The sequence below is a fragment of the Coleofasciculus sp. C1-SOL-03 genome (genome assembly GCF_040220555.1).
Lineage (GTDB): Bacteria > Cyanobacteriota > Cyanobacteriia > Cyanobacteriales > Coleofasciculaceae > Coleofasciculus.
In genome coordinates, this window is the sequence record NZ_JAVJUO010000130.1 from 22,188 (window position 1) to 42,973 (window position 20,786).

The following is a 20,786-nucleotide window of genomic DNA, read 5'->3' on the forward strand; positions in this document are numbered from 1 at the left end:
GCGTGCCAGCAGCGCTAAAGCACTGACTACAAACTCTCAAGTCAGTTGACATTCGATTTAAACGGGGTTCGTAGTAGGCACGAAGCGTGCCAGCAGCGCTAAAGCGCTGACTACAAACTCTCAAGTTGAACCCTCAATTCCTTCTGTTCGCTGTTCCCTTATTTTAAATCTGAAAAATGAACAAACTATTTTTATTCGCTATTATCGCTATCGGTTCTATGGGATTCGCGACTCCGGCTGTAGCCGAAACCAAAACCGCTGAATCGGGAAATGTTCGAGCTGAGTTTTCCTATCAAAGCCAAGACTTTTGTTTAGATGACGCCCAATTACAAATCAGTCGGGATGGAGAAATTTTACTGAATCAATCGTCATTAACAGAGTTTGGAATTTGTCGGTTGACGGATTTGCAAGTCCGCAACTTAGACGTTAACCCCGAACCCGAAGTTATTTTAGACATCTATACGGGGGGAGCGCATTGCTGTTGGGTTTCTATGATTTATCGCTACGATGCGGCTCAAGATGCCTATACTCTAACCGAACAGTTTTGGGGGAATGCGGGTTATGAATTTAAGGACTTAAATCAAGATAACATTCCTGAATTTTTGACGCGGGACGATAGCTTTGCCTACGCTTTTACGTCTTATGCGGGTTCATCCTTTCCCTTGCAAATTTGGCAGTATCGCAATGGCAAGATGGTAGATGTAACGCGCAGCTATCCGCAACTGATCTACAATGATGCCTATCAACTCTGGCAGCGTTATACAGAAACAGATTATCCCGGTGTGGCTAGAGGAGCATTAGCCGCTTATTTAGCGGATAAGTATATGCTTGGTCAAAGTGAAGATGGTTGGCAGCGTGTTCGTCAAGCTTATCAAGGAAATGACAGAGAGTCATTCTTTAAGGATTTACGCAAATTCCTCCAACAAACGGGTTATATTAGAAACTCTGGAGACACAGCCTATTATCGGCTAGCTGAAGTAGAACAGACGGGATTATATAACCAATGTCCCCAAGAAACTAGCTTAAGAACGGCTGGGGAAACGGACAACTATCGTTTTGCTATCTGTGCGGGTGAGTCGGGTCAATATTATTTGGGACAATCGAAGCGAACAGGAGATTCAATTACTGTGAAACATAAGCAGGATGATCCAGAGAATTCGTTCCGTCGTGGCGATACGGTTTATCGTTTGCAAACGGATGAAGGTGACTCGGCGAATTTGTATCTGGAAGTCTATCAAAATAATCAGCGATTATTGAGAGAAATGGCACAGCAGGTTTATTCATCGATGTAGCAGGGTAAAAAGTTTTTTTGATTAGACAACTATGAGAATATAACTAAAGCGTCAATGAATCCTTTATGCAAGGATCTCCACTAACAAGCTACACTAGAGGTATATAAGCTGTCATGCATTTAAATTGGGTATTAGTAGCGAGCAAGATGCTCGCACTACAAGGCTTTCACCATTATTAACATTAAGGTTTAAATGCCGAACAGCTTACCCAACACCCTCGAAACAAACACAGGCTTTACGCCCAAACGCCTATAGTAGGGGTACGGCATTGCCCATCCGTGTCAACTTAAAACTTTGTATAACTAGCGCTCACAGTTTAGATCCCCCTAAATCCCCCTTCAAAAGGGGGACTTTGATTCCATTTATTATTCCCCCCGTGCAACAAAAAGCGAAGCATCCGCTGGCTTCCCCATGAAACAAAAAGCGAAGCAACATTTGGTCTCCCCCTTTTTAAGGGGGACGGAAGGGGGATCAAAAAAGAGGGACGGGAGGGGGATCTACAAGGGGGGCTAGGGGGGATCTCTTATTAAGTCTGATTAGGTTTGTCTTCAAACTGTCATCAGCAAGTTACACTTATTTGCGATTAGCGTCCTGTTCAGTTGAGTCAGGAAATGAACATTCGACGGTAATCTTTAGATTGCTTTTAGCTGTTCCTTTGGTGACATAAGGAACGCCAGCTTCACCACCCAGCTCGATACCAAATTCTAGGGTAACTTTATTGACATTGGCGATCGCCATTTTTTTAAAGGCGCTTAACGTGTAGATGGTGTACGCTCGAATTGTGCCTTGAATCGCTCGGAAATTCTGCACCATCTGCTTTTGAGCTTCGACGACGCGACCAGATTTGTCAACTAAGGCTTCTTCCTCTTCCTCTTCTTCTTCCTCTGCGGTGATGTCTGGAATGTCTACTTCGTCTGTGGCTTCGATATAGATGATGGTTTGATCGTCAAGTTTAATCGGGATGAGTTGAGGCATAATTATTTGATGGGGTGGCACTGGTTATTATTTACTATAGATCCCCCTTTTCCCTTTTAGAAAGGTGTAGGGTGCGTTAGGCGCATAGAAAGGTGTAGGGTGCGTTAGGCGCATAGTTAGGTGTAGGGTGCGTTAGGCGCATAGAAAGGTGTAGGGTGCGTTAGGCGCATAGTTAGGTGTAGGGTGCGTTAGGCGCATAGTTTTTATTTAGTTTTGTTCCTAACAGAACACCCGTGCGCCGTAACGCACCAATTCAAATGGTGTGACGCACCAATTCAAATGGTGTGACGTACCCATTAAAATGGTGTGACGTACCCATTAAAATGGTGCGTTACGCTTCGCTAACGCACCCTACGAATATTAATGGTTGGAGACGATCAGCCGAAAGTTTGTCATGATGAGGAAATAACAGGAATAAAAATTGTTGGCGATGAGTCGGGATGCCTTGGTTGTTGGTATAAATAAGTATGACCGATTGAATCCCCTGCAAGCACCAGGGGGAGATGCTGAGGCAGTAGCTCAACGACTCGAACAGTATGGTGAGTTTATTGTTACCCGACTCCCAGGGGTTAAGGATAAGCAGAATAACCGGATTCGGGTGGGTCAGAAAACCAAGGTAACACTGAGTCAGCTAGAAGACGCCATTATACAATTGTTTATGCCAGAGGGTCGGTCTGTCCCTGATACTGCGCTATTATACTTTTCTGGGCATGGATTGCGGAAAAATCGGGGGATTCAGGAAGGGTTTTTAGCTAGCAGTGATGTGAATCCAGAGGGGGGAAACTGGGGATTACGTTTCAAGTGGTTACGTGACTTGCTGCTGGAAAGTGAGGTGCGACAGCAAATTATTATCCTGGATTGCTGTTACAGTGGGGAGGTTCTCAATTTTGCTGAAGCTGATCCAGGAGATAGAGGGAAAGCACGCGATCGCTCTTTCATTGCTGCATCACGAGAGTTCGAGGTAGCATACGAGGGGATTGATGGAAGTCATAGTGCGTTCACGGCGGCGTTACTAGAGGCGCTGGAACCCCAGTCAGAACGGTGGGTGACGAATCACACGGTAGTGGATCGTCTCCATCAAATGGGTTCAGCGTTTCCCCAACGTCCGATTTGTAGCAATTCTGGGACACCGATTCATCTTACTCGTTGCCTGACACCACGACAACCCCAGTCAGAGACGCTGAAAACTGAGTTAGCAGCTTCTCCCCATAATTTAAAGCATAGTGGTGTGATTGAATTTGTGGGACGCGCGGAAGTTCTGGAAAATCTGCACCAAAGGTTACAGCAAACTGAGCGCATCGCGATTTGTGCGGTAGCTGGGATGGGAGGCGTGGGTAAAACTGAATTAGCTTTGCAATATGCTCTACACCACCAGAAACAGGGAACCTACCCCAGTGGCTTGTGCTGGATACAGGCGGGGGATGGAGTTGTGGGAACTCAGATTGTTAGTTTTGCTCGAACTCAATTAGATTTACAGTTACCCGATGGGTTAGAGTTAGCTGAACAGGTGGCTTTCTGCTGGCGACATTGGCGGGGAGGGGATGTTCTATTTATTTTTGATGATGTGCGAAATTATCGGCAGATAAAACCCTATCTCCCTCCTGCGGAATCCCGGTTTAAGGTGTTGATTACCACCAGACGGCAAAGGTTAGGGGCATCTTTTGAACGGATACATCTGGATGTACTGACTGAAGCAGCAGCGATCGCTCTGTTCGTGTCATTGATTGGACAAGAACGAATAGAGGCGGAACCGGAACAGGCAAAACGTCTATGTCAACAATTAGGCTATTTACCCTTGGGATTGGAATTAGTGGGGCGGTATTTACAGCGTAAGCCTGATTTGTCAGTAGAGAAAATGTGCCAACGTTTGGAGTTAAAGCACCGTTCTCTAAGGAATCCAGATGGGGACATGACCGCACAATTGGGAGTTGAGGCGGCATTTGAGTTGAGTTGGGTTGAACTGAGTCAAGAGGCTCAGAAATTAGCTTGTTTTCTGAGTGTATTTGCCTTAGCTCCCATTCCCTGGGCATGGGTAGAAAAATGCTGGTCAGAGGAAGATATAGAAGAGTTAGAGGATAGTAGAGATGATGAATTAGTGAATCGGAGCTTATTGGAACGGGTAGATAAAGAGAGTTATCAACTGCACCAACTGATTCGGGAATTCTTGAACGGGAAGTTAGAAGAGTTAACTGAAGCATCAGAACTTAAACAACAGTTTTGCCAGGGAATGGTTAAGGCGGCACAGCAAATTCCTGAAACGCCAACTAAAGATGATATTGTCATAGCCACCCCGATGATTCCGCACCTAGCAGAAGCCGCAACGACTCATAAAGCTTGGTTCAGTGATCAGGATTTAATTTTGCCCTTTGTTGGTTTAGGTCGATTTTATCAAGGTCAAGGACTTTATACACAAGCGTTACCCTGGTACAAGCAGTGCTTATTAGTAGCAAAGGAACGTTTAGGAGAAGACCATCCCCATGTGTCAACCAGTCTCAACAATCTGGCTAATCTCTACAGATCACAAGGAAGGTATAGTGAAGCTGAACCTTTATATCAGCAAGCCTTAGAGTTATATAAACGCCTGCTGGGTGATGACCATCCCTCTGTAGCAACCAGTCTGAACGATCTAGCTGGACTCTACGAATCACAGGGAAGATATGATGAAGCTGAACCTTTGTATTTGCAAGCCTTAGAGATGAAAAAACGCCTGCTGGGGGATGACCATCCAAACACAATTACTGTCCGTGACAATTTGCAAGGAATGCGCGAACAATGGAATCAATAGCTTCCAATGCACTGATATCCAAACTACGCTTTCAATCCCCTGTGTCAAAAATCATCCCGATAAAATCGATAAAATGAATAATCATCTTGAAACGGATAATCATCAATCGCATGATGAATAATCCCGCTATCAATCAGCATTTGCCCAATACAAATCGCCTCTTGTCGAGACCCCTGAATCCGTTGCGCTAACCATTCCACCGCTTCTGCACCAATGAAACAGTGCGGATAAAGATTTCCCCGATAACGGCGGTCTTTTATTTCCACCCCATCTGCACCCCGCATCGCTGCAACTAAAGCCTCAAGCTCTGTCTCCGTCAGCGTTTTTAACCAATGCGAATTATCAGCATCCTTATTATTGAACACCTTTTGTTTTAATCGGAAATTGGCTCTCGTTGTTTCAAGGATGAATTTGTCCCTAGATCAGGGCGCGATACGTTCTGAAAGAACACGCTCCGCGATCGCGGGAATTTAACCAAACAGAAGAGTTCAAAATGGTATAATATTGCTATATCTTACGTTTTAACTTTAAACGGCAGTTAGACCACTATGCAAATCGAAGACTATTTCAATATTCTCGCTCCCAATGATATTCGGCTTAAGGGTTCGCGGATTGGAATTGAGACAATTTTGTATGAGTACATTTATCGCGCTCGTACTCCAGAAGAAATTGCCAAAATTTATACGACTCTTTCCCTAGAACAAGTTTATGCCACAATTCTTTATTATCTGCATCATCAAGAAACAATTAGTAACTATATGGCAGATTGGTTAGACTGGGGGCAAAAAATGCGGCAAGAACAACGACGTAATCCATCACCTGTCGTGAGAAAACTCATGCAATTAAAGGCGGAAAGTGAGGCAATACATTAGAAAACTAATGCTCAGGTATCTAATGGATGAAAATATGAATCCAATCTATATTAATCAACTGCGACGACGAGAGCCAAGTTTGGTGATCCGGGCAGTTGGAGAACCATCTACTCCGATAAAAAGCACATTAGATCCAGAAATCCTAATTTGGTGTGAAGAGCATAACTTTATTCTAGTTACTAATAATCGTACTTCAATGCCCGTGTATTTAGCTGACCACCTCAGTCAAGGTCGCCACGTACCAGGAATTTTTATCTTAAACCCTGATATGGGTATTGGTGAAACAATCAATGAACTCATACTTATTGCTGAAGGAGCTTTAGATGACGAATATCAAGACCAAATTATTTACTTACCCATTTGAACCTGACAATACTCATTACCTCCCTGAAATTTTACTCTCCTAGTTATTGATATCATGATTATGTTTGTTTAACGCAGAGGTACGCAGAGAGGGTTTGTCGTTGTTCGGCATTTTGTTATTCAACTATCGGTTAAACAACGATCGCTTACGCGCCCTATCATTCTGTGCCAGCCGCACTACGCTATCACTCCCCTGGATCAAAAATCATCCCGATAAAATCGGTAAAACGAATAATCATCTTGAAACGGATAATCATCAATAACATGATGAATAATCCCGCTATCAATCAGCATTTGTCCAATACGAATCGCCTCTTGTCGAGACCCCTGAATCCGTTGCGCTAACCATTCCACCGCTTCTGCACCAATGAAACAGTGCGGATAAAGATTTCCCCGATAACGGCGGTCTTTAATTTCCACCCCATCTGCACCCCGCATCGCTGCAACTAAAGCCTCAAGTTCTGTCTCCGTAATGGTTTTCGCTGAAGTCATTGTCTGAGAAACTGCTCCAGATGTCTCAGTCGTAGCCGCCAAAGACTCTTGGGCTTGAGCAGGGGAGGTATGATTAGATTGATTCCCATTTGTCGGCGCAATTGTTCGCCCAGAAGATGTCGATGCATCCCGATATAATAACTGATTAAAAATTTCTTCAAGTTGAGGCGATCGCAGATGTAAATCCCGCTGTGGAAAGGGAATCTCAATCTCATAACGGCGCAGACAGGCTTCAATCCGATAGTTGAGATCACTTTTAACTTTAAACTGTTTCTTCGGTTCTCCTGTCCACACCAGTAACTCAAAGTCCAGGGAACTTTCCCCAAACCCCTCAAACCAAACTTGGGGTGGCGGTTGCAGCAGCACTTCGGGATGATTTTTTATGGCTTCAAGTAAGGCGGTTTGGACTTTCTCGATATCTGAACCATACGCCACACCCACAGGAATTCGCAGCCGAGAAATCGGGTTTCCATGACTCCAATTAATCACCTCACTCTCTAAAAAGCGGGAGTTGGGGACAATAATCGTCACTTGATCTAAGGTACAAATCTCCGTACTGCGGGCGCCAATGCGTTCTACAGTTCCCAGTAAATCCCCCACTTTGACAAAATCCCCGATTTGAATCGGGCGTTCAAAGGTAATAATAATCCCACTAATAAAGTTATTGGCAATATTCTGCACCCCAAAACCAATCCCCACACCGAGAACACTGGCAAGAATCGTTAAAGATCCAACATCTAACCCCCAAATTTGTAACAGAACAATCAGTCCGAGAAACGTAAGAAGATATTGGGTGAGAACCGTAATCACTTCTTGTAATCTCGGTTCAGCCCCGGTGTGGGCTAACACATAGGATTTAAACAGCTTAGTGAGAGAACTAACCGCAAACCATAAGCCAATGGTTAAGCCCAAAAGCAATGATAATTCTAGGGCAGAATATTTACTACTGCCCAAACTAATTACAGGCGCATTGAGAATATCAAAAACCTTAGCGATGAAATCAAATAACTCATAGCGCCAGATCCGACTCACCGGAAACAAATCAGTCACATAATAGGCGATCGCAATCCATAATCCGCCCTGTAATCCCAGTCTGGCAAGGCGTACCATGAATTGAGCCGGATCTTCCCAGGCGTGAAACGAGGATGTCGGTTGTCCCAGCCACACCCTTAAACGATGAGACACCCATTTCCCCAGAAACAGCAAACCCAAATGAATCGCGATCGCCACCAGGATCGCCCCCAAAACAAAACCTAACGCCTGACGAATATAGGCGGGCGATCGTTCAAATTGGGCTTGTACAAATGCCCGTTCCAAAATTCCCTGCCAAATTCGGGCTTGCCGAAAAGCAGTAAGTTCTGGTAAGACATCCTTATCGGTTACTGTAAGCAGATGATCTGACTCAGGCAAGGAAGGAATAATTAGCGTGGTTTGATCCTCTGTCTGTTTCACTTCAACGCTGACAGGTTGAGAGGATTGCACCGCTTGCGCCAAAATATCATTAATCCGCTTTGCTCGATTTTCTGCGGTATAATTATTATTTAAACTTCTGACCTGTAATAAAACACGACCATCTAGCACGATTGGTGCTTTGTCATTATGATTGGTTGGCGAGGTTTGGGCAAAGCTGGGAAATGGGTTCAGCGTCAGCAGTAGCGTCAGCAATGCCAACAGGATAAACCGCCAACGTCTTAGAGGGAGTCGGGGGAGCAGGGGGAGCCGGGGGAGTAGGGGGAGTAGGGGAAGCCGAGGGAGCATTTTGATGAGTGAGTTATTTTTATAAAGTTCTACTAAGCTGTTCGGCATTTAAACCTTAATGTCAATAATGACGAAATTCTTGTTGTAGTGTGAGCATCTTGCTCGCTACTAATATAATATTGAGTTGAGGAAGCCGGAATCGGAGATCGGTTCAAAAAGCAGTTTTGGTATCGCGTCGCTGATACGGCGGAGTCCTTGGGCATGACCAACGCCGCACGTCACATGAGGCACTATCTTAACAATACAGGAACACCACTTAACGTCAACGTCGATCAGATGCTGCGAGATCTAGATGGTCTTCAGACACGGGTTCAAACTGAGATAGAAACAGCTAAAGCAGAAGCAAACTCTCGGATTGCTGCCGGAGATCCAACCCAACATATGCGCTTCGCTCTTGAGGGTCAGCGGCGCAACTACTATGCAACTAAATCGGAGTCACAGGACTGGTTCTTTGCCCTCGGAGGCTTCACCTACTGGTACACCGCTGAAATTGAAGTTCACACCGAGTCCGGTATTGACACGTTGATCGTCCTGCGGTTTGCTCTCGATCAAAGTGCCTTGGACAGTTTTCTGACTAATGCTGGATATACCGAACCATTAAAAGAAGGATTTCGTCCGTTCAGTTCACAGGAGCTTAGGGATGTTCCTTGGTGGAATCCAGACGAAGCCAAGGAAGTTATGGGCGGATTCCTGAATACCTCAGACTGGGCTAGTGAAGTCATGGTAGATGTTTCAGGGTCTCAGCCAGTCGTCTACTTAAAGACTCATGATTTGTAGTTTTCTCTTCAGCCTCGGCTGTGGTGGTATAGAGCCGCGTTTCTCACAAACGCTCCATTGAACAGGCGACTACTAGACGGCGCTGTGGGCGACGGTTGAGGGCGCGATCGCTCTAAAATTGTGCTAGCTATCGCCCAAGCCGCAAACGCGGTTAACAACAAAACCCCGATCCCAATCACCCAAATCACTACTTTCTTCTGGGGAATCGACTTCACCGACGGTGTAAAACTGGATACATTGGGACTTTGGGCGGTGGCGTTGAGATCATTACTGTGGACTAAAGTGGCGGTCATTTTATAGGGACCCATCCGTAGGGTATCTTTAAAGGAAATCGGTTGATTGGCTTGGCGCAGAGGTCGCCCATTCAGAAAGGTACCGTTAGCACTGCGTTGATCGGTAATATACATTTGGTTATTTGCCACCGTAATCAAGACGTGAAACCGGGAGATCTCTGGGTTAGCCAGTTCTAACCGAGACACCGACTCTCCTCCCCAATACTCTGGCATTTGATCCAATTCTCGACCGATCGCGATCGGTGCAGCTAAGAGCGATCGCTTGACTTCCCCCATTTCTGGGTCTTCCCAGGTTAATTGAATATACATAGACGTGGTAGACCTCGAACACCTGCTATAGTAATGGTTCCCATTTTTTTTTGAGTGATCGTGCAGGCATTCGCAGAAACCGCAACGCCTGTTGTCACGTCAAATGCTTTGGGTATTGAATTCAACGATTTGGTAAAGGAATCTGGAGCAAGATAAAGATGATTCGGTCACTATCCAAATCATATCGTTAAAAATAATTAAGATAGTAGGTCAAGGATTCAGTTTTCCTGTAGAGAGCGGTAGGGTATGAGTTTCAATCTTTTCCGTCGATTTCAATCCACGAATACGGATCAACCTCTGGGTGGACGCTATAAAATCGAGCGTCAACTAGGAATAGGCGGATTTGGTCAAACCTTTCTGGCGCAAGACCTCCACTTACCTGGACACCCCCAATGCGTGATTAAGCAGCTTAAACCCAAAACCACTGACGCCGCCAGCCTGGAAACCGCTAGACGCCTATTTGACACCGAAGCTCAAGTCCTCTATCAACTGGGTAATCATGACCAAATTCCCCGGCTGCTAGCACATTTTGAAGAGAATCAGGAATTTTATTTAGCACAGGAATTAATTCTGGGCAATCCCCTCACCCAGGAATTGAAAAAAGGTCAGCATTGGTTAGAATCTAAAACCATTGCCCTACTAGAGGATATTCTGCAGGTTTTGGCGTATGTGCATCAGCAAGATGTGATTCATCGCGATATCAAACCCTCTAACCTGATTCGCCGCCAGTTGGATGGCAAAATTGTCTTGATTGACTTTGGTGCAGTAAAGCAAGTCACCACTCAATTTAGTCATCCTCAAGGACAAACTAATTTAACTATTTCCATTGGTACCCAAGGCTATGTTCCCAAAGAACAGTTAGGCGGACAACCCCGGTTTAGTAGTGATGTCTATGCAGTGGGTATCTTAGGGATTCAAGCCTTAACCGGGACACATCCTCGACTACTGCGGGAAAATCCGGAGACAGGAGAAATTCAGTGGCGTGATTTAGCCCCTCATGTTAGTCTCAACCTAGCGGAGGTTCTGGATCAGATGATTCAGTATGACTTTCGCGATCGCTATCAAACCGCCACCGAAGCCTTAGACGCCCTGCAACGTCTCTCCAGCAATATCCCAGCTTCCGATACAACCCAACGATTAGCCGATTCCGCAGACACCACCGCATCACTTCCAGAACAACCCTCCACCCAGATTTGGACACCAACCGATTCCCCAACCCCATCCCCCCCAGACAGCAGTAGCACTCCGTTACTGGAAACCCAGCGGAATTCCCAATCTGGATCAGGAAGTTCCGTTCCCACAGTGGTTACACCGGGTTCTAATCCGCAGCGACGGCTGAATCTGTGGTTAGTTGTGGCAATTATCGGTATTGTTGGCGGAATCGCTGGAGTGGCGACAACGCTACTAATTCCCCAATTTACCAGCAAAACGACGCATCAGAGTCAAGAATTAACCGCCAAGTCTGCGAACCCGACAACTCAACCTTCCCCAGCATCATCCCCTGAATCTTCCCCCAGGGATGAGACAGCGACGAATCCCCGTCAAGATTCAGAGTCACCCCCATCTGAACAGACTACCTCGGATACAACAAAACCTGATCAACAACCCTCTCCTGTTCCTTCACCGGAATCCACTCCCTCCCCTTCTGTACAGAAGTCACCCCCAGTAACTCAAAATCCCGCACCCCCAAAACCACCTACTCCAACGCCAAAGCCAAAAAAGGTTCAGCCAACACCATCACCCGTTCCCTCAGCTTCTCCTTCCCCCAATACCGCCACCGCCAAAACCCATTGGCAACGCTGCTATGATTTAAACACCCAGGTTCGTCCAACCGAAGCAATTCAGGCGTGCGATCGCGCTTTGGCAATTAACCCTGATTATCCCGAAGCCTTGTGGAGTAAAGGTGCAGCGTTGGATCAGTTAGGACGACACCAAGAAGCGTTAAACCTCTACGAAAAAGCCACAACCCTGAAGCCAGATTTTGCCGAAGCCTGGATAAATCAAGGTGTGGCGTTGATTTTATTAGGTCAACCAGAGAAAGCGATTCCGGTTCTCGATCGCGCCATTCAGCTTAAACCCAATTCCGCCAACGCCTGGATTAACAAAGCCGAAGCCTACATGGAATTGGAACAGTTTGATCATGCGATCGCCTCTCTGAAAAAGGCGCTAGAAATTCAACCCAATAATGAATATGCAGCAACCATGTTAATCGCAGCCGAGGCGAAAAAATGAGAAGTAATTAGGGCTTGCTGCACAAAGCCAAAACCTTTAGCCATCAATGCTTTGAGCCGTAGAGAAAGCTTTCCCTGCTCCCAGACGTAGCATGCTACGTCTCTACATTGCTTCCCCTGCTTCCCCTGCTTCCCCTGCTTCCCCTCACCTCACCACTTATTCAGCATCCCCTACTTATCAGTCATCCACCCGGTAATCCACCACGTCGCCAAGCCAGCGAGTAGGGCGGCTAATACACTCCAGAAGAATGTGGAAATAACCGGGTGCGGTTTGTTGGTTGAAAAAGGCGGTAAGAAGGGCTTGTCAATATGATTAAAACTGGACGCCACCAGTCCGCCCGTCCCTAACCCGATACCCAAAACTTGGATGGTTCGTTCTAGGCGATAATCCCGGTCTTTCTCTTCTTGTTCGCGGGTTTTATCTTGGTCTTCTCGAATGCGATCGCGTTGGGCTTGGTCGATTTCAACAATACCCCGAATTGAGGAGATGGCTTTCTCTAGTAAGTTTGCACCGGGGACAAAATAGCCTAAGTCGCCTTGAATTTGTTCTTGAAATACTTGACAATTTTCTTGATAAAAGCTATCCAAAAAACTGATGTCTTTATCTTTGTCTAAGGTGAACTTATTCTGAATCAGTTGCAGTTTAGTGTTATAGTTATCCGCATTAATCGCAATACTGTTCCGGCGAGACTCTAAATCGCGTAACAAATCAGAATATTCAACCGTTTGCTTTGCCATTTCTTTCAACTGACCCTTGAGATACTTTAAACTCTCTTCATCCAGCGTATCGGTGGTTTGGGGGAGTTGGTTGAAGGTCTGACGAATCAGGTGTTGAATATATTTATAGGCTTGATACGCATCGGTATAGGTGTCTCGGCTATGGCGAAATTCGGTGATAACTTTATTTCTGTAGAAAAATAAATCGAGTAATAACTGGTAGCCTTCTTGGAATTTGGTATCCGTTACTGGGTCAGAAAATAACCAGACTAAAATATGGCGATAGGTATCAGGCGTGCTGATTAAACCATACTCAAAAATAGGACTACCAAACAATTGTCCTTTCCGGTAAAGTTCCGGGCGTTTGTGCGGGTCATAAGCAAATTCTCGGATACATTCATTCGCTAAGTCTTCTAGGAATTTATCGCCCTGGCGTTTTTGGTTATCGCTTAGCAAAGCCGTAATAATCACTGTTTGTCCAAAATAACTTTGGATGGTATCGGGGAGAAAACAGTAATCGGGATTAAACGCCTCTAAAACAGAGGAATCGACGGGCTGCATTTTATGACCATTGTTCAGCGGCGGATCAGGACAGCCGAGATTTAATCCTAAGCCGTAGCTATCATAGAGTTGCAGCGGATAGGCAAACCCTTCTAGTTTTAAATCGGCGTTTTTATAGGAAATTTCGGTGTGGATGGGTAGGACAAAATCATTGGGTTTTGCGCCATCGAGTAAATCAAACCGATCATTATGAGGTTGGGGTGAATGCAGGTTGAGTTGTTCCTTGATATGGAACTTGGCAAAAATATCATGACATTTATCCCACAACAAGTCCGGGTCTTTTATCGACACATTGCCATCAACATCCGGTGTCTTGAACAGGTGGAACGCAAACAGGTAAACTTTCGGGGCATAGAGTTTAGTCGTCATTCGATACCGTTTGATTAGAATTGGGGGCGGGGGGTTGTGGGTTAGCGGCTTTCTGTTTCACGGTTTCCCGGATAACCGAGATATTTTTCTTAATTCCTTCTTCATCAGCCGGATTAGCTTTTTGCGGTGTCCAGCGCACAGCCACCATTCGTAAGGTTTCGCCCAAGGGCTGATGGGCGGCGCACCAGTCAACAATTGCATCAGCAACGGAGTTAAAGTCATCATCACTGAATTGATCCAGAGTTTGTGCTAACTGGGGTAAGTCTTGCCCAGCTTGGCGGTCAAAATTGTTGGATTCTGCCAGTAATTCGCGAAAACCGAGGATAATTTGGGCGTAGTTCATCAGAGTCTTGTCCTAAAATAAAACAGCAGTTTCTATTGTCCAATGGCACAGAATGCAGCCCAATACGCAGGCTGAGAAAAGGGTCGTTCGTTCAATGATAACTTTAATTCGCGTTCTACTTCTTGCTGGCGTTCTGGGCTTAAATTGAGCGGTTTTAACCAGTCTAGCAATTCATCCTTGGTCACATCGCGCAGCCAACATTGGGCAGTTTTCAGGGCTTTGGCGACGGATGTTGGTGTTGGCGATAGTTCAGACAGGTTTTGACTCTGCCCCACCAGATTACGGTAAAATTCAATCATCAAAAATGCCGTTGCTACGTCGCAGACTGTCCATTGACTCCCAACAATGCTGGGACTTCCCGCCACTAGGAAACCACTGGGTAAGCTGATATATTCATCACTGAGGCTTTTTGGGTCAGTCAAACTGGTTTCGCAGGCGGAGAGGGTGACGAGACAACAGGGACGTAAATCTAAGGCGAAAATCTCTTCTAGGAGTAAGCATTTTTCCAGGTCAATCTGGTGTTTGTCGGGGGATTGGATATAGCGCGTTTCATCGGCTTCGGGAATTTCGGATAGAGTCGCACCAGATAACACTAAGGCAGAACGCAGGGGTGATTCAAAGTTAAAATAACCGTGACCAGAAAAATGGATAAAATTCGCCAAGCGTAACTGGTTTTGAGTATTCTTTTGCTTCCAGATCTCTTTAGTGGCGCGTTGACTGGGTAGGATATCGGCGGGGTGGAAATATCTGCTAATCGCTTCCACTTCCACATCGGCGAAGTTTAAGTCTTCCGTCGGGTTTTGCATGGCAAACAGATGCTTTGATGGGGTTGTCTGGGAAAACTGAGGTTCATAACAGCGTTTTTGGCTAAGTTGTAGGAGTTGGCAACTGGGTGCATAGCGCACACCGTCAGGGAATTGATCTAGGAGAACGGCGGTCGTATTTCCTGTATCCTGTGGGTTGTCAACTGAAGAGGATAAAACAGGCAAAGCATGGAGGGGGAATAGGTGCAGGTAGCGATGGGGAATCAGAATCAGTTGCTGACAGTTTTTGGGAAGGGGAGATTGAGTCAGAATGTCGTCAAGATGCAGAATCTGGGAAAGTGTTTCTAGGCGAGAGGAGAGACAATTGCACCATTGACGATTATGGTGTTGATAGTCGTTAAGATAGTCCTGCTGCCATTGGTTTAACTGGGTCAAGTCGTCGGGTTGAAATTGCCAGACGTAGGGTTCTTGATTACGGGTAATGACAAAGGCGAAGAATCGTTCCTTGGTAATATACCATTCGATGATTGCGGTTTTCTCGTCTAACAGGTGCATAATCTCCGCAAAACGGATGGGTTGAACCGCTTGGGTGAGGGCGTAGGCGGGGTCAGCCTCTAGGATTTCATCGAGAATCTGATCGAATTTTGCTTGTAATTCCTTCAACTCCTGGCGCAATCGCTGGGCATACAGTTGATTGGGGTTACTATTTTCACTGTCCTCCGTGGCGGATGTTTTTAAACCTCTCTCCAAACCTCTCTCCTGCGAGGAGAGAGGCTTTGAATTCTCTTGTGAAGAAAAAGCTTCCCCCTGCAGAAAAAGCGAAGCATCTTTTGGTCTCTCCCTGGTCTCCCCCATGGAACCAAAAGCGAAGCATCCTTTGGTCTCCCCCATGGAACCAAAAGCGAAGCATCCTTTGGCTTCCCCCTTTTGAAGGGGGACGGGAGGGGGATCTATAAGGGGGACGGAAGGGGGATCTATAAGGGAAGCGGGAGGGGAATCTAAAGCAGGCTGGGGGGTTTGGTTGGCAGTCTCATTAATGGCTTCTTCATCCCAGAGTTCATCACTGAATCTAAACTGCATCGGGTTGGTTTTCAGTCCCGCCTCTTCCCCCAGATTATCCAGTTGTTGCTGTTTATCAGTAATTTGGGCTTTCAGGCGTTCGATGCGCTGGCGGATGTTTCGGTCAAGTTGATTGCCTTTGGGGTGGAGGGTACTCTCTGCATCGGCAAAGAGTTGGACAAGGTTGCGGGCTTTGCTGCGCTCGACGTATTCTAATGCTAATTTAGGTTGATGATTATTCAGGCAAGCTTGCACGATTTGGGTATAGACATCCATCGCCTCGGTTAAAATCTCTTGTCGTCGTTGGTTGGTACTTGCCCAACTACAGCTAATTTCTACCGCTTCAATGGCGGCGGCATAACCCTCAATCGCGGTTTGCCATTTTTCAGCATTAAAGGCAGTATTGCCTAAATCTCGTCCAGCTTGGAGGCATTTAATAGGAAAGGCGGCGGGTTGGAAAATTTCTAGCGATGCGCGGAAATAGGTAATCGCGGCGTCAATTTGTCCTAGATCACTGTAGGCAGTCCCTAGATTGTATTGAGTTATTGCCCCATCTTCCGGAAATGCCTCACGAGTCCAAATTTCCAATGCAGCTTGTAAACAGGGAATCGCTAGTTCACTCTGTCCGGCTTCCCGGTAAGCATAACCCAGATTATTTTGGGTATTTGCCCACTTTTGAGGAAACGTCTGGCGGGTGTAAACTTCTAAGGCGTTTTGGTAGGCTGCGATCGCCTCAGCAAACTGCTTGGTTTCTGTATAGGCAACACCCAGATTATTTTGGGTCAATGCCCAATCTTCTGGAAACGCCTCGCGGGTGCGAATTTCTAAAGCGTTTTGGTAAGCAGTGATCGCCTCAGCAAACTGCTTGGTTTCTCTATAGGCAATACCCAGATTCATTTGAGTCGTTGCCCAATATTCCGGAAACGCCTCGCGGGTGTGAACTTGCAATGCCGCTTCATAGTAGGATATCGCAATTTTGAGATTATCTGCGCGATCGCCCCGTATCCGATTTCTATAGCAAACACCCAGAGTATTTTGAAGCATCGCCCACTGCACTGGAAAGGCGTGGTGGGGAAAAAACTCAGTTAAGACTTGGCAACAGGCGATCGCAATCTCAATATGACTTGCTCTGTTTCCCCTAGGAAACTCGTCAATGAAGCCGCTAAACTTCCAAAGCTTTGCTGTCAACTTTCCTCGCTGTCTTGGATTCGCTCTGCTCAGCTTCAACTCAGCATCTTCGCGCACCAGCCGATCAAAGTTATCCGTCAGCTTGTCAGCATTCTCCTCCAGCAGTTGATACACCTGCTCCCGGTTTCCCGCTTCAGATGCATCCCACAGCCTCTCAAAGAACTGACGCCCCGTTTTCCCCTTACTGGTCGATTGTCCAAAGCCTTTTGCCATGCAGTCGCCAATTCCCCAGTTGATGCCATTTTCTTATGATGACGCATTAGCCGCGACTGGGGCAATTGTCAGAGTCAATCCTCACCGGGTAGAGAGGTTGCGCCTAGAGAATTGGTATAATTTTTGACCCTTGGCGTCGTTCGATGGCATAGCGCATGACTGTGTAGGGGCGGGTTTCACGACTATCTTTGCGGTTGCACCCAGATTGGACTAAATTCACCCCGACGCCGATTTTGCTGATTTTGCTGATTTTGCTGATTTTGCGATCGCGCTACCCCACCTATTTTAGATATGCGCCCGGTGGCGAAACTTACAGCAGATTTGGTGGTTGATGAGGTACAGCCTTAAGCAAGATCCCCGACTTCTCCAAGAAGTCGGGGATCTGTATGATTGAGGGGGCAACATAGTCGCTTATGGCACTAAAGTGCCTACTACGAACCTAGTTTCAGTCGGGGACATTTGATTAAACTAGGTCATCGTCTATAACAATATTTTTCGCCTGCATTCCTTCGGCAAAGGGTCAATTGTAGGGGCGGGTTTAGCCATTAATGTAAATTATTCACCACTAACTGAACAACAAAACCCGCCCTTGCCACAGGGATGCGACCCTTCAATTTTGTTGGGTTTCGGCGCGTCAACCCAACCGACAACCTGTTCCACAGTAGGGGCGCACAGACGTGCGCCCGATTCAATGATAATATCTATTCCACAATTTTCGCTGCGCCGCGCCAGTGGAGGGCGACCCGAGTTTATTGAGTACATTGGTGTTGTTCATTAGTGCAGGCGGGTCGCCCCTACAACGACCTTCACCAAAGAGGCTGGGGCGCTGATGCAATATTTTAATTAAACTTATTTTAAACAACTTCATCGTCTATAACAATATTTTTAGCCTGAATTCCTTCTACAAAAATCTTTAGGCTGGGATTTCGGGCGTAATTTTTCATTAACACTTTATTTTTGCAGTATTTTCTTGAAAGAGAATCATACTCATTATAATTTTTACGGATAGTTTGCTGGCATTGGCGGCTTAATCGCTGGAAACAATTTTTAGTTTGTGCTGCTTGTTTATTATTGGTGCAGTAAAGGGGAAGCAGCCAACACTCCGTTGAATGAACAGAAATGGCAAAGATTATTCTGGCTTTGTATTTACGGTAAAAGGCTTCCCCTATTAATCCTTGGCACTTTTCCACGACTTTATCAATTAACGCTTCAGGAGTCAATTCTTCCCCATCTTGATACTTAGGAATATCATAATGCACTTCTTCTGAGGTATCCGTATCGACTTGGATAATCAGATAATCGCTAAATTGAAACGCTTCTTTAAATTTACTAGAAGCACAATAATCAAATACTTTTAACCAATTGCTATAATTTTCAATTCTGTTTTTATCGGTTTCATCCCGGAGAGGCAACAGGGGGTTAATGACAATATCAGGATTATTAAAATACCCGATTAAAATATTTTCAATAACCACTTGATCCGTTATGCCTTCTGCTATCAAGCCAAAAGTTGTCATTACTAGAAATTTTTCGGAAGTCCGCCGATGTAGCCTCTCATGAATGCTTCTGATAATTTTACCGGATCTTGTCCTTCCAGAGGAGCAGGCTTTTCAACAGGTCTAGCTTTGGTATGTCCAAATTTATTCCGGTAAATAACCCAGAGTTGTTGCTCCGGATCATCTAAGTCTAATCCATCTAAAATTGCTGGATTATGGGTAGTGACGATAACTTGCTTATCATACTTTTTGGCTAACTGAATTAATTCTCGCATTAACTGGCTGCATAATTTGGGGTTCAGCGAAGCGTCAATATTATCTATTGCAAAAAAGCGCGGTGTATCGTCACTAATAAAAAGCGCAAAGTAAAATAATAAAAATAGAAATCCTTCATTGGCACTTTTTTGGTCAAAGGCAGATAAGTCTGGAGCTAAATACCTATCTTTTGTCTTCAGGCTTTTTTCGCTATCAAGGAAGTCAGCCTGAATGGTGAAATCCTCAAACCAAAACAGCAACTTTAGTTTTTCTTTGAGTTCAGTAATCTTGCTTGGATCTAAACTCAATACTTTGAGTAGTTTAAATAATCCTTCACCATTAATTCCTAGTGGTTGAATTTGCCCTTCTTTCTCAAACTGTCTTAATGCAAAAATTTCTGGAGAGTAAATCAAAAAATTATCTAAGCAATTTTGATGAAATTCTTTTTTTATAAACTGTTTCTTTTTTCTTTCAATCGTTTCTAAAATAAAATCATTATCGTTATTATCGAATTCAATTTTTAAATTCCTTACATTAACTGGAATAATTGGATTATATTTTTCTCGTATATCATTATCGATTTCTTGTTCCTTTCTTTTGTCAATTTTATTTTCTTCTATTAACCATGAAGAATAGGGTTTATTGTTATTTTGAAGGACATAACCAAATTTAAAATCTGAATGTTTTCCGTAAAAATTAATTTTTATTCCTTGTGTAATCTGCTCTTTATCGAAAGCTGAACGCATATATTCAGGCTCTGTAACCCTGATGCCTCTTGAAAACAAAAATTCATTATCTAATTTATCATTTGCAGCGGCTGAGGCTAACGCGATCGCTTCCAGTATATTACTTTTACCCGAACCGTTTTCACCGATTAATACGGTTACACGCCCCAAGCCTAATTTTAGCTTTTGAATGGATTTGTAGTTTTCTATATGGATTTCTTGGAGCATAATTCTAGAGCGTTGGCTGAGTCATTTTTGTTGGGTTTCGGCGCGTCAACCCAACCGACAACCTGTTCCACAGTAGGGGCGCACCGACGTGCGACCGATTCAATGGTAATATCTATTCCACAATTTTCGCTGCGCCGCGCCAGTGGAGGGCGACCCGAGTGTATTGAGTACATTGGTGTTGTTCATTAGTGCAGGCGGGTCGCCCCTACAACGACCTTTCACCGATTAATACGGTTACACGCCCCAAGCCTAATTTTAGCTTTTGAATGGATTTGTAGTTTTCTATATGAATGTCTTGGAGCATACAGCAGTTTGCTCTGCTATGCGGTACATTGTCGATCCCCCTAAATCCCCCTTAAAAAGGGGGACTTTGATCTACTGTACTTTATTACAGAATTAAGCGCTGTAAGTCTAGAGTATTGGCTGAGTCATTTTTGTTGGGTTTCGGCGCGTCAACCCAACCGACAACCTGTTCCACCGTAGGGGCGCACCGACGTGCGCCCGATTCAATGATAATATCTATTCCACAATTTTCGCTGCGCCGCGCCAGTGGAGGGCGACCCGAGTTTATTGAGTACATTGGTATTGTTCATTAGTGCAGGCGGGTCGCCCCTACAACGACAAATGACATAAGACCAACGACCAATGACCAATGACAAAGGACAAATGACCAATCACCAATCACCAATCACCAATCACCAACGACAAATGACATAAGACC

Annotated in this window: 17 protein-coding genes; 6 read left to right on the forward strand and 11 right to left on the reverse strand. The window is 45.2% G+C overall.

Annotation, left to right across the window (positions count from 1 at the left end; translation table 11 throughout):
* Positions 1-176 precede the first annotated feature (176 nt).
* The gene (locus tag RIE73_RS20185) at positions 177-1,292 is read left to right on the forward strand and encodes a hypothetical protein (RefSeq protein WP_446402881.1); all 1,116 of its coding nucleotides are present in this window, start codon (positions 177-179) and stop codon (positions 1,290-1,292) included.
* Between the two features lie 573 nt (positions 1,293-1,865).
* On the opposite strand, the gene RIE73_RS20190 is transcribed toward RIE73_RS20185, so the two are convergent.
* Positions 1,866-2,267 carry a CU044_2847 family protein gene (locus RIE73_RS20190; RefSeq protein ID WP_446402882.1) on the reverse strand — a complete coding sequence of 134 codons (402 nt, stop codon included), beginning with the start codon at positions 2,265-2,267 and terminating at the stop codon, positions 1,866-1,868.
* 430 nt (positions 2,268-2,697) lie between these two features.
* On the opposite strand from RIE73_RS20190, the gene RIE73_RS20195 reads away from it, so the two are divergent.
* A complete protein-coding gene (locus RIE73_RS20195) occupies positions 2,698-5,052 on the forward strand; it encodes a tetratricopeptide repeat protein (protein WP_446402883.1) in 2,355 nt (784 codons plus the stop codon).
* Positions 5,053-5,096: 44 nt separating this feature from the next.
* Here the strand turns inward: RIE73_RS20195 and RIE73_RS20200 are convergent, their stop codons facing one another.
* Positions 5,097-5,417 carry a DEP domain-containing protein gene (locus RIE73_RS20200; protein ID WP_446402884.1) on the reverse strand — a complete coding sequence of 107 codons (321 nt, stop codon included), beginning with the start codon at positions 5,415-5,417 and terminating at the stop codon, positions 5,097-5,099.
* Positions 5,418-5,600: 183 nt separating this feature from the next.
* Between RIE73_RS20200 and RIE73_RS20205 the strand changes: the two genes are divergently transcribed.
* Positions 5,601-5,924, forward strand: coding sequence for a DUF433 domain-containing protein (locus RIE73_RS20205; protein WP_446402885.1), 324 nt, complete (start codon positions 5,601-5,603; stop codon positions 5,922-5,924).
* Positions 5,925-5,931: 7 nt separating this feature from the next.
* Entirely contained in the window at positions 5,932-6,288 is a 357-nt protein-coding gene (locus RIE73_RS20210) for a DUF5615 family PIN-like protein (RefSeq protein WP_446402886.1), read from the forward strand.
* A 197-nt stretch (positions 6,289-6,485) separates the two neighbouring features.
* On the opposite strand, the gene RIE73_RS20215 is transcribed toward RIE73_RS20210, so the two are convergent.
* Positions 6,486-8,585, reverse strand: coding sequence for a mechanosensitive ion channel domain-containing protein (locus RIE73_RS20215; protein WP_446402887.1), 2,100 nt, complete (start codon positions 8,583-8,585; stop codon positions 6,486-6,488).
* 153 nt (positions 8,586-8,738) lie between these two features.
* Between RIE73_RS20215 and RIE73_RS20220 the strand changes: the two genes are divergently transcribed.
* Positions 8,739-9,314, forward strand: coding sequence for a hypothetical protein (locus RIE73_RS20220; protein ID WP_446402888.1), 576 nt, complete (start codon positions 8,739-8,741; stop codon positions 9,312-9,314).
* A gap of 8 nt (positions 9,315-9,322) precedes the next feature.
* Here RIE73_RS20220 and RIE73_RS20225 read toward each other — a convergent pair whose 3' ends face one another.
* Positions 9,323-9,916, reverse strand: coding sequence for an FHA domain-containing protein (locus tag RIE73_RS20225; RefSeq protein ID WP_446402889.1), 594 nt, complete (start codon positions 9,914-9,916; stop codon positions 9,323-9,325).
* A gap of 246 nt (positions 9,917-10,162) precedes the next feature.
* Here RIE73_RS20225 and RIE73_RS20230 point away from each other — a divergent pair, with 246 nt between their 5' ends.
* On the forward strand, positions 10,163-12,148 hold the full coding sequence (locus RIE73_RS20230; protein WP_446402890.1) for a protein kinase domain-containing protein: 1,986 nt from the start codon (positions 10,163-10,165) through the stop codon (positions 12,146-12,148).
* A 170-nt stretch (positions 12,149-12,318) separates the two neighbouring features.
* Here RIE73_RS20230 and RIE73_RS20235 read toward each other — a convergent pair whose 3' ends face one another.
* From RIE73_RS20235 to RIE73_RS20265, 7 genes are all read right to left on the reverse strand, one after another.
* Positions 12,319-13,794, reverse strand: coding sequence for a hypothetical protein (locus RIE73_RS20235; protein WP_446402891.1), 1,476 nt, complete (start codon positions 13,792-13,794; stop codon positions 12,319-12,321).
* Entirely contained in the window at positions 13,784-14,137 is a 354-nt protein-coding gene (locus tag RIE73_RS20240; protein WP_446402892.1) for a hypothetical protein, read from the reverse strand. The genes RIE73_RS20235 and RIE73_RS20240 overlap by 11 nt, the downstream gene beginning before the upstream one ends.
* 32 nt (positions 14,138-14,169) lie before the next feature.
* Positions 14,170-17,361, reverse strand: a complete 3,192-nt coding sequence (locus tag RIE73_RS20245) for a CHAT domain-containing protein (protein WP_446402893.1) — start codon at positions 17,359-17,361, stop codon at positions 14,170-14,172.
* Positions 17,362-17,916: 555 nt separating this feature from the next.
* Positions 17,917-18,123: a hypothetical protein gene (locus RIE73_RS20250; RefSeq protein ID WP_446402894.1), complete on the reverse strand. Its 207-nt coding sequence runs from the start codon at positions 18,121-18,123 to the stop codon at positions 17,917-17,919.
* 92 nt (positions 18,124-18,215) lie between these two features.
* A complete protein-coding gene (locus tag RIE73_RS20255; protein ID WP_446402895.1) occupies positions 18,216-18,878 on the reverse strand; it encodes a phage tail protein in 663 nt (220 codons plus the stop codon).
* 2 nt (positions 18,879-18,880) lie between these two features.
* Positions 18,881-20,065: an AAA family ATPase gene (locus tag RIE73_RS20260; RefSeq protein WP_446402896.1), complete on the reverse strand. Its 1,185-nt coding sequence runs from the start codon at positions 20,063-20,065 to the stop codon at positions 18,881-18,883.
* A gap of 388 nt (positions 20,066-20,453) precedes the next feature.
* On the reverse strand, positions 20,454-20,645 hold the full coding sequence (locus RIE73_RS20265; protein ID WP_446402897.1) for a hypothetical protein: 192 nt from the start codon (positions 20,643-20,645) through the stop codon (positions 20,454-20,456).
* Positions 20,646-20,786: the final 141 nt, after the last annotated feature.

Excerpts from the sequence above, each read along its gene's own strand:
- RIE73_RS20215 (WP_446402887.1), bottom strand. The coding sequence starts at position 8,585 with ATGCCGAACAGCTTAGTAGAACTTTATAAAAATAACTCACTCATCAAA.
- RIE73_RS20235 (WP_446402891.1), bottom strand. The coding sequence starts at position 13,794 with ATGACGACTAAACTCTATGCCCCGAAAGTTTACCTGTTTGCGTTCCAC.
- RIE73_RS20265 (WP_446402897.1), bottom strand. The coding sequence starts at position 20,645 with ATGTACTCAATAAACTCGGGTCGCCCTCCACTGGCGCGGCGCAGCGAA.
- RIE73_RS20260 (WP_446402896.1), bottom strand. The coding sequence starts at position 20,065 with ATGCTCCAAGAAATCCATATAGAAAACTACAAATCCATTCAAAAGCTA.
- RIE73_RS20240 (WP_446402892.1), bottom strand. The coding sequence starts at position 14,137 with ATGAACTACGCCCAAATTATCCTCGGTTTTCGCGAATTACTGGCAGAA.
- RIE73_RS20210 (WP_446402886.1), top strand. The coding sequence starts at position 5,932 with ATGCTCAGGTATCTAATGGATGAAAATATGAATCCAATCTATATTAAT.
- RIE73_RS20190 (WP_446402882.1), bottom strand. The coding sequence starts at position 2,267 with ATGCCTCAACTCATCCCGATTAAACTTGACGATCAAACCATCATCTAT.
- RIE73_RS20205 (WP_446402885.1), top strand. The coding sequence starts at position 5,601 with ATGCAAATCGAAGACTATTTCAATATTCTCGCTCCCAATGATATTCGG.
- RIE73_RS20185 (WP_446402881.1), top strand. The coding sequence starts at position 177 with ATGAACAAACTATTTTTATTCGCTATTATCGCTATCGGTTCTATGGGA.
- RIE73_RS20220 (WP_446402888.1), top strand. The coding sequence starts at position 8,739 with ATGACCAACGCCGCACGTCACATGAGGCACTATCTTAACAATACAGGA.
- RIE73_RS20225 (WP_446402889.1), bottom strand. The coding sequence starts at position 9,916 with ATGTATATTCAATTAACCTGGGAAGACCCAGAAATGGGGGAAGTCAAG.
- RIE73_RS20255 (WP_446402895.1), bottom strand. The coding sequence starts at position 18,878 with ATGACAACTTTTGGCTTGATAGCAGAAGGCATAACGGATCAAGTGGTT.
- RIE73_RS20245 (WP_446402893.1), bottom strand. The coding sequence starts at position 17,361 with ATGGCAAAAGGCTTTGGACAATCGACCAGTAAGGGGAAAACGGGGCGT.
- RIE73_RS20230 (WP_446402890.1), top strand. The coding sequence starts at position 10,163 with ATGAGTTTCAATCTTTTCCGTCGATTTCAATCCACGAATACGGATCAA.
- RIE73_RS20250 (WP_446402894.1), bottom strand. The coding sequence starts at position 18,123 with ATGTACTCAATAAACTCGGGTCGCCCTCCACTGGCGCGGCGCAGCGAA.
- RIE73_RS20195 (WP_446402883.1), top strand. The coding sequence starts at position 2,698 with ATGAGTCGGGATGCCTTGGTTGTTGGTATAAATAAGTATGACCGATTG.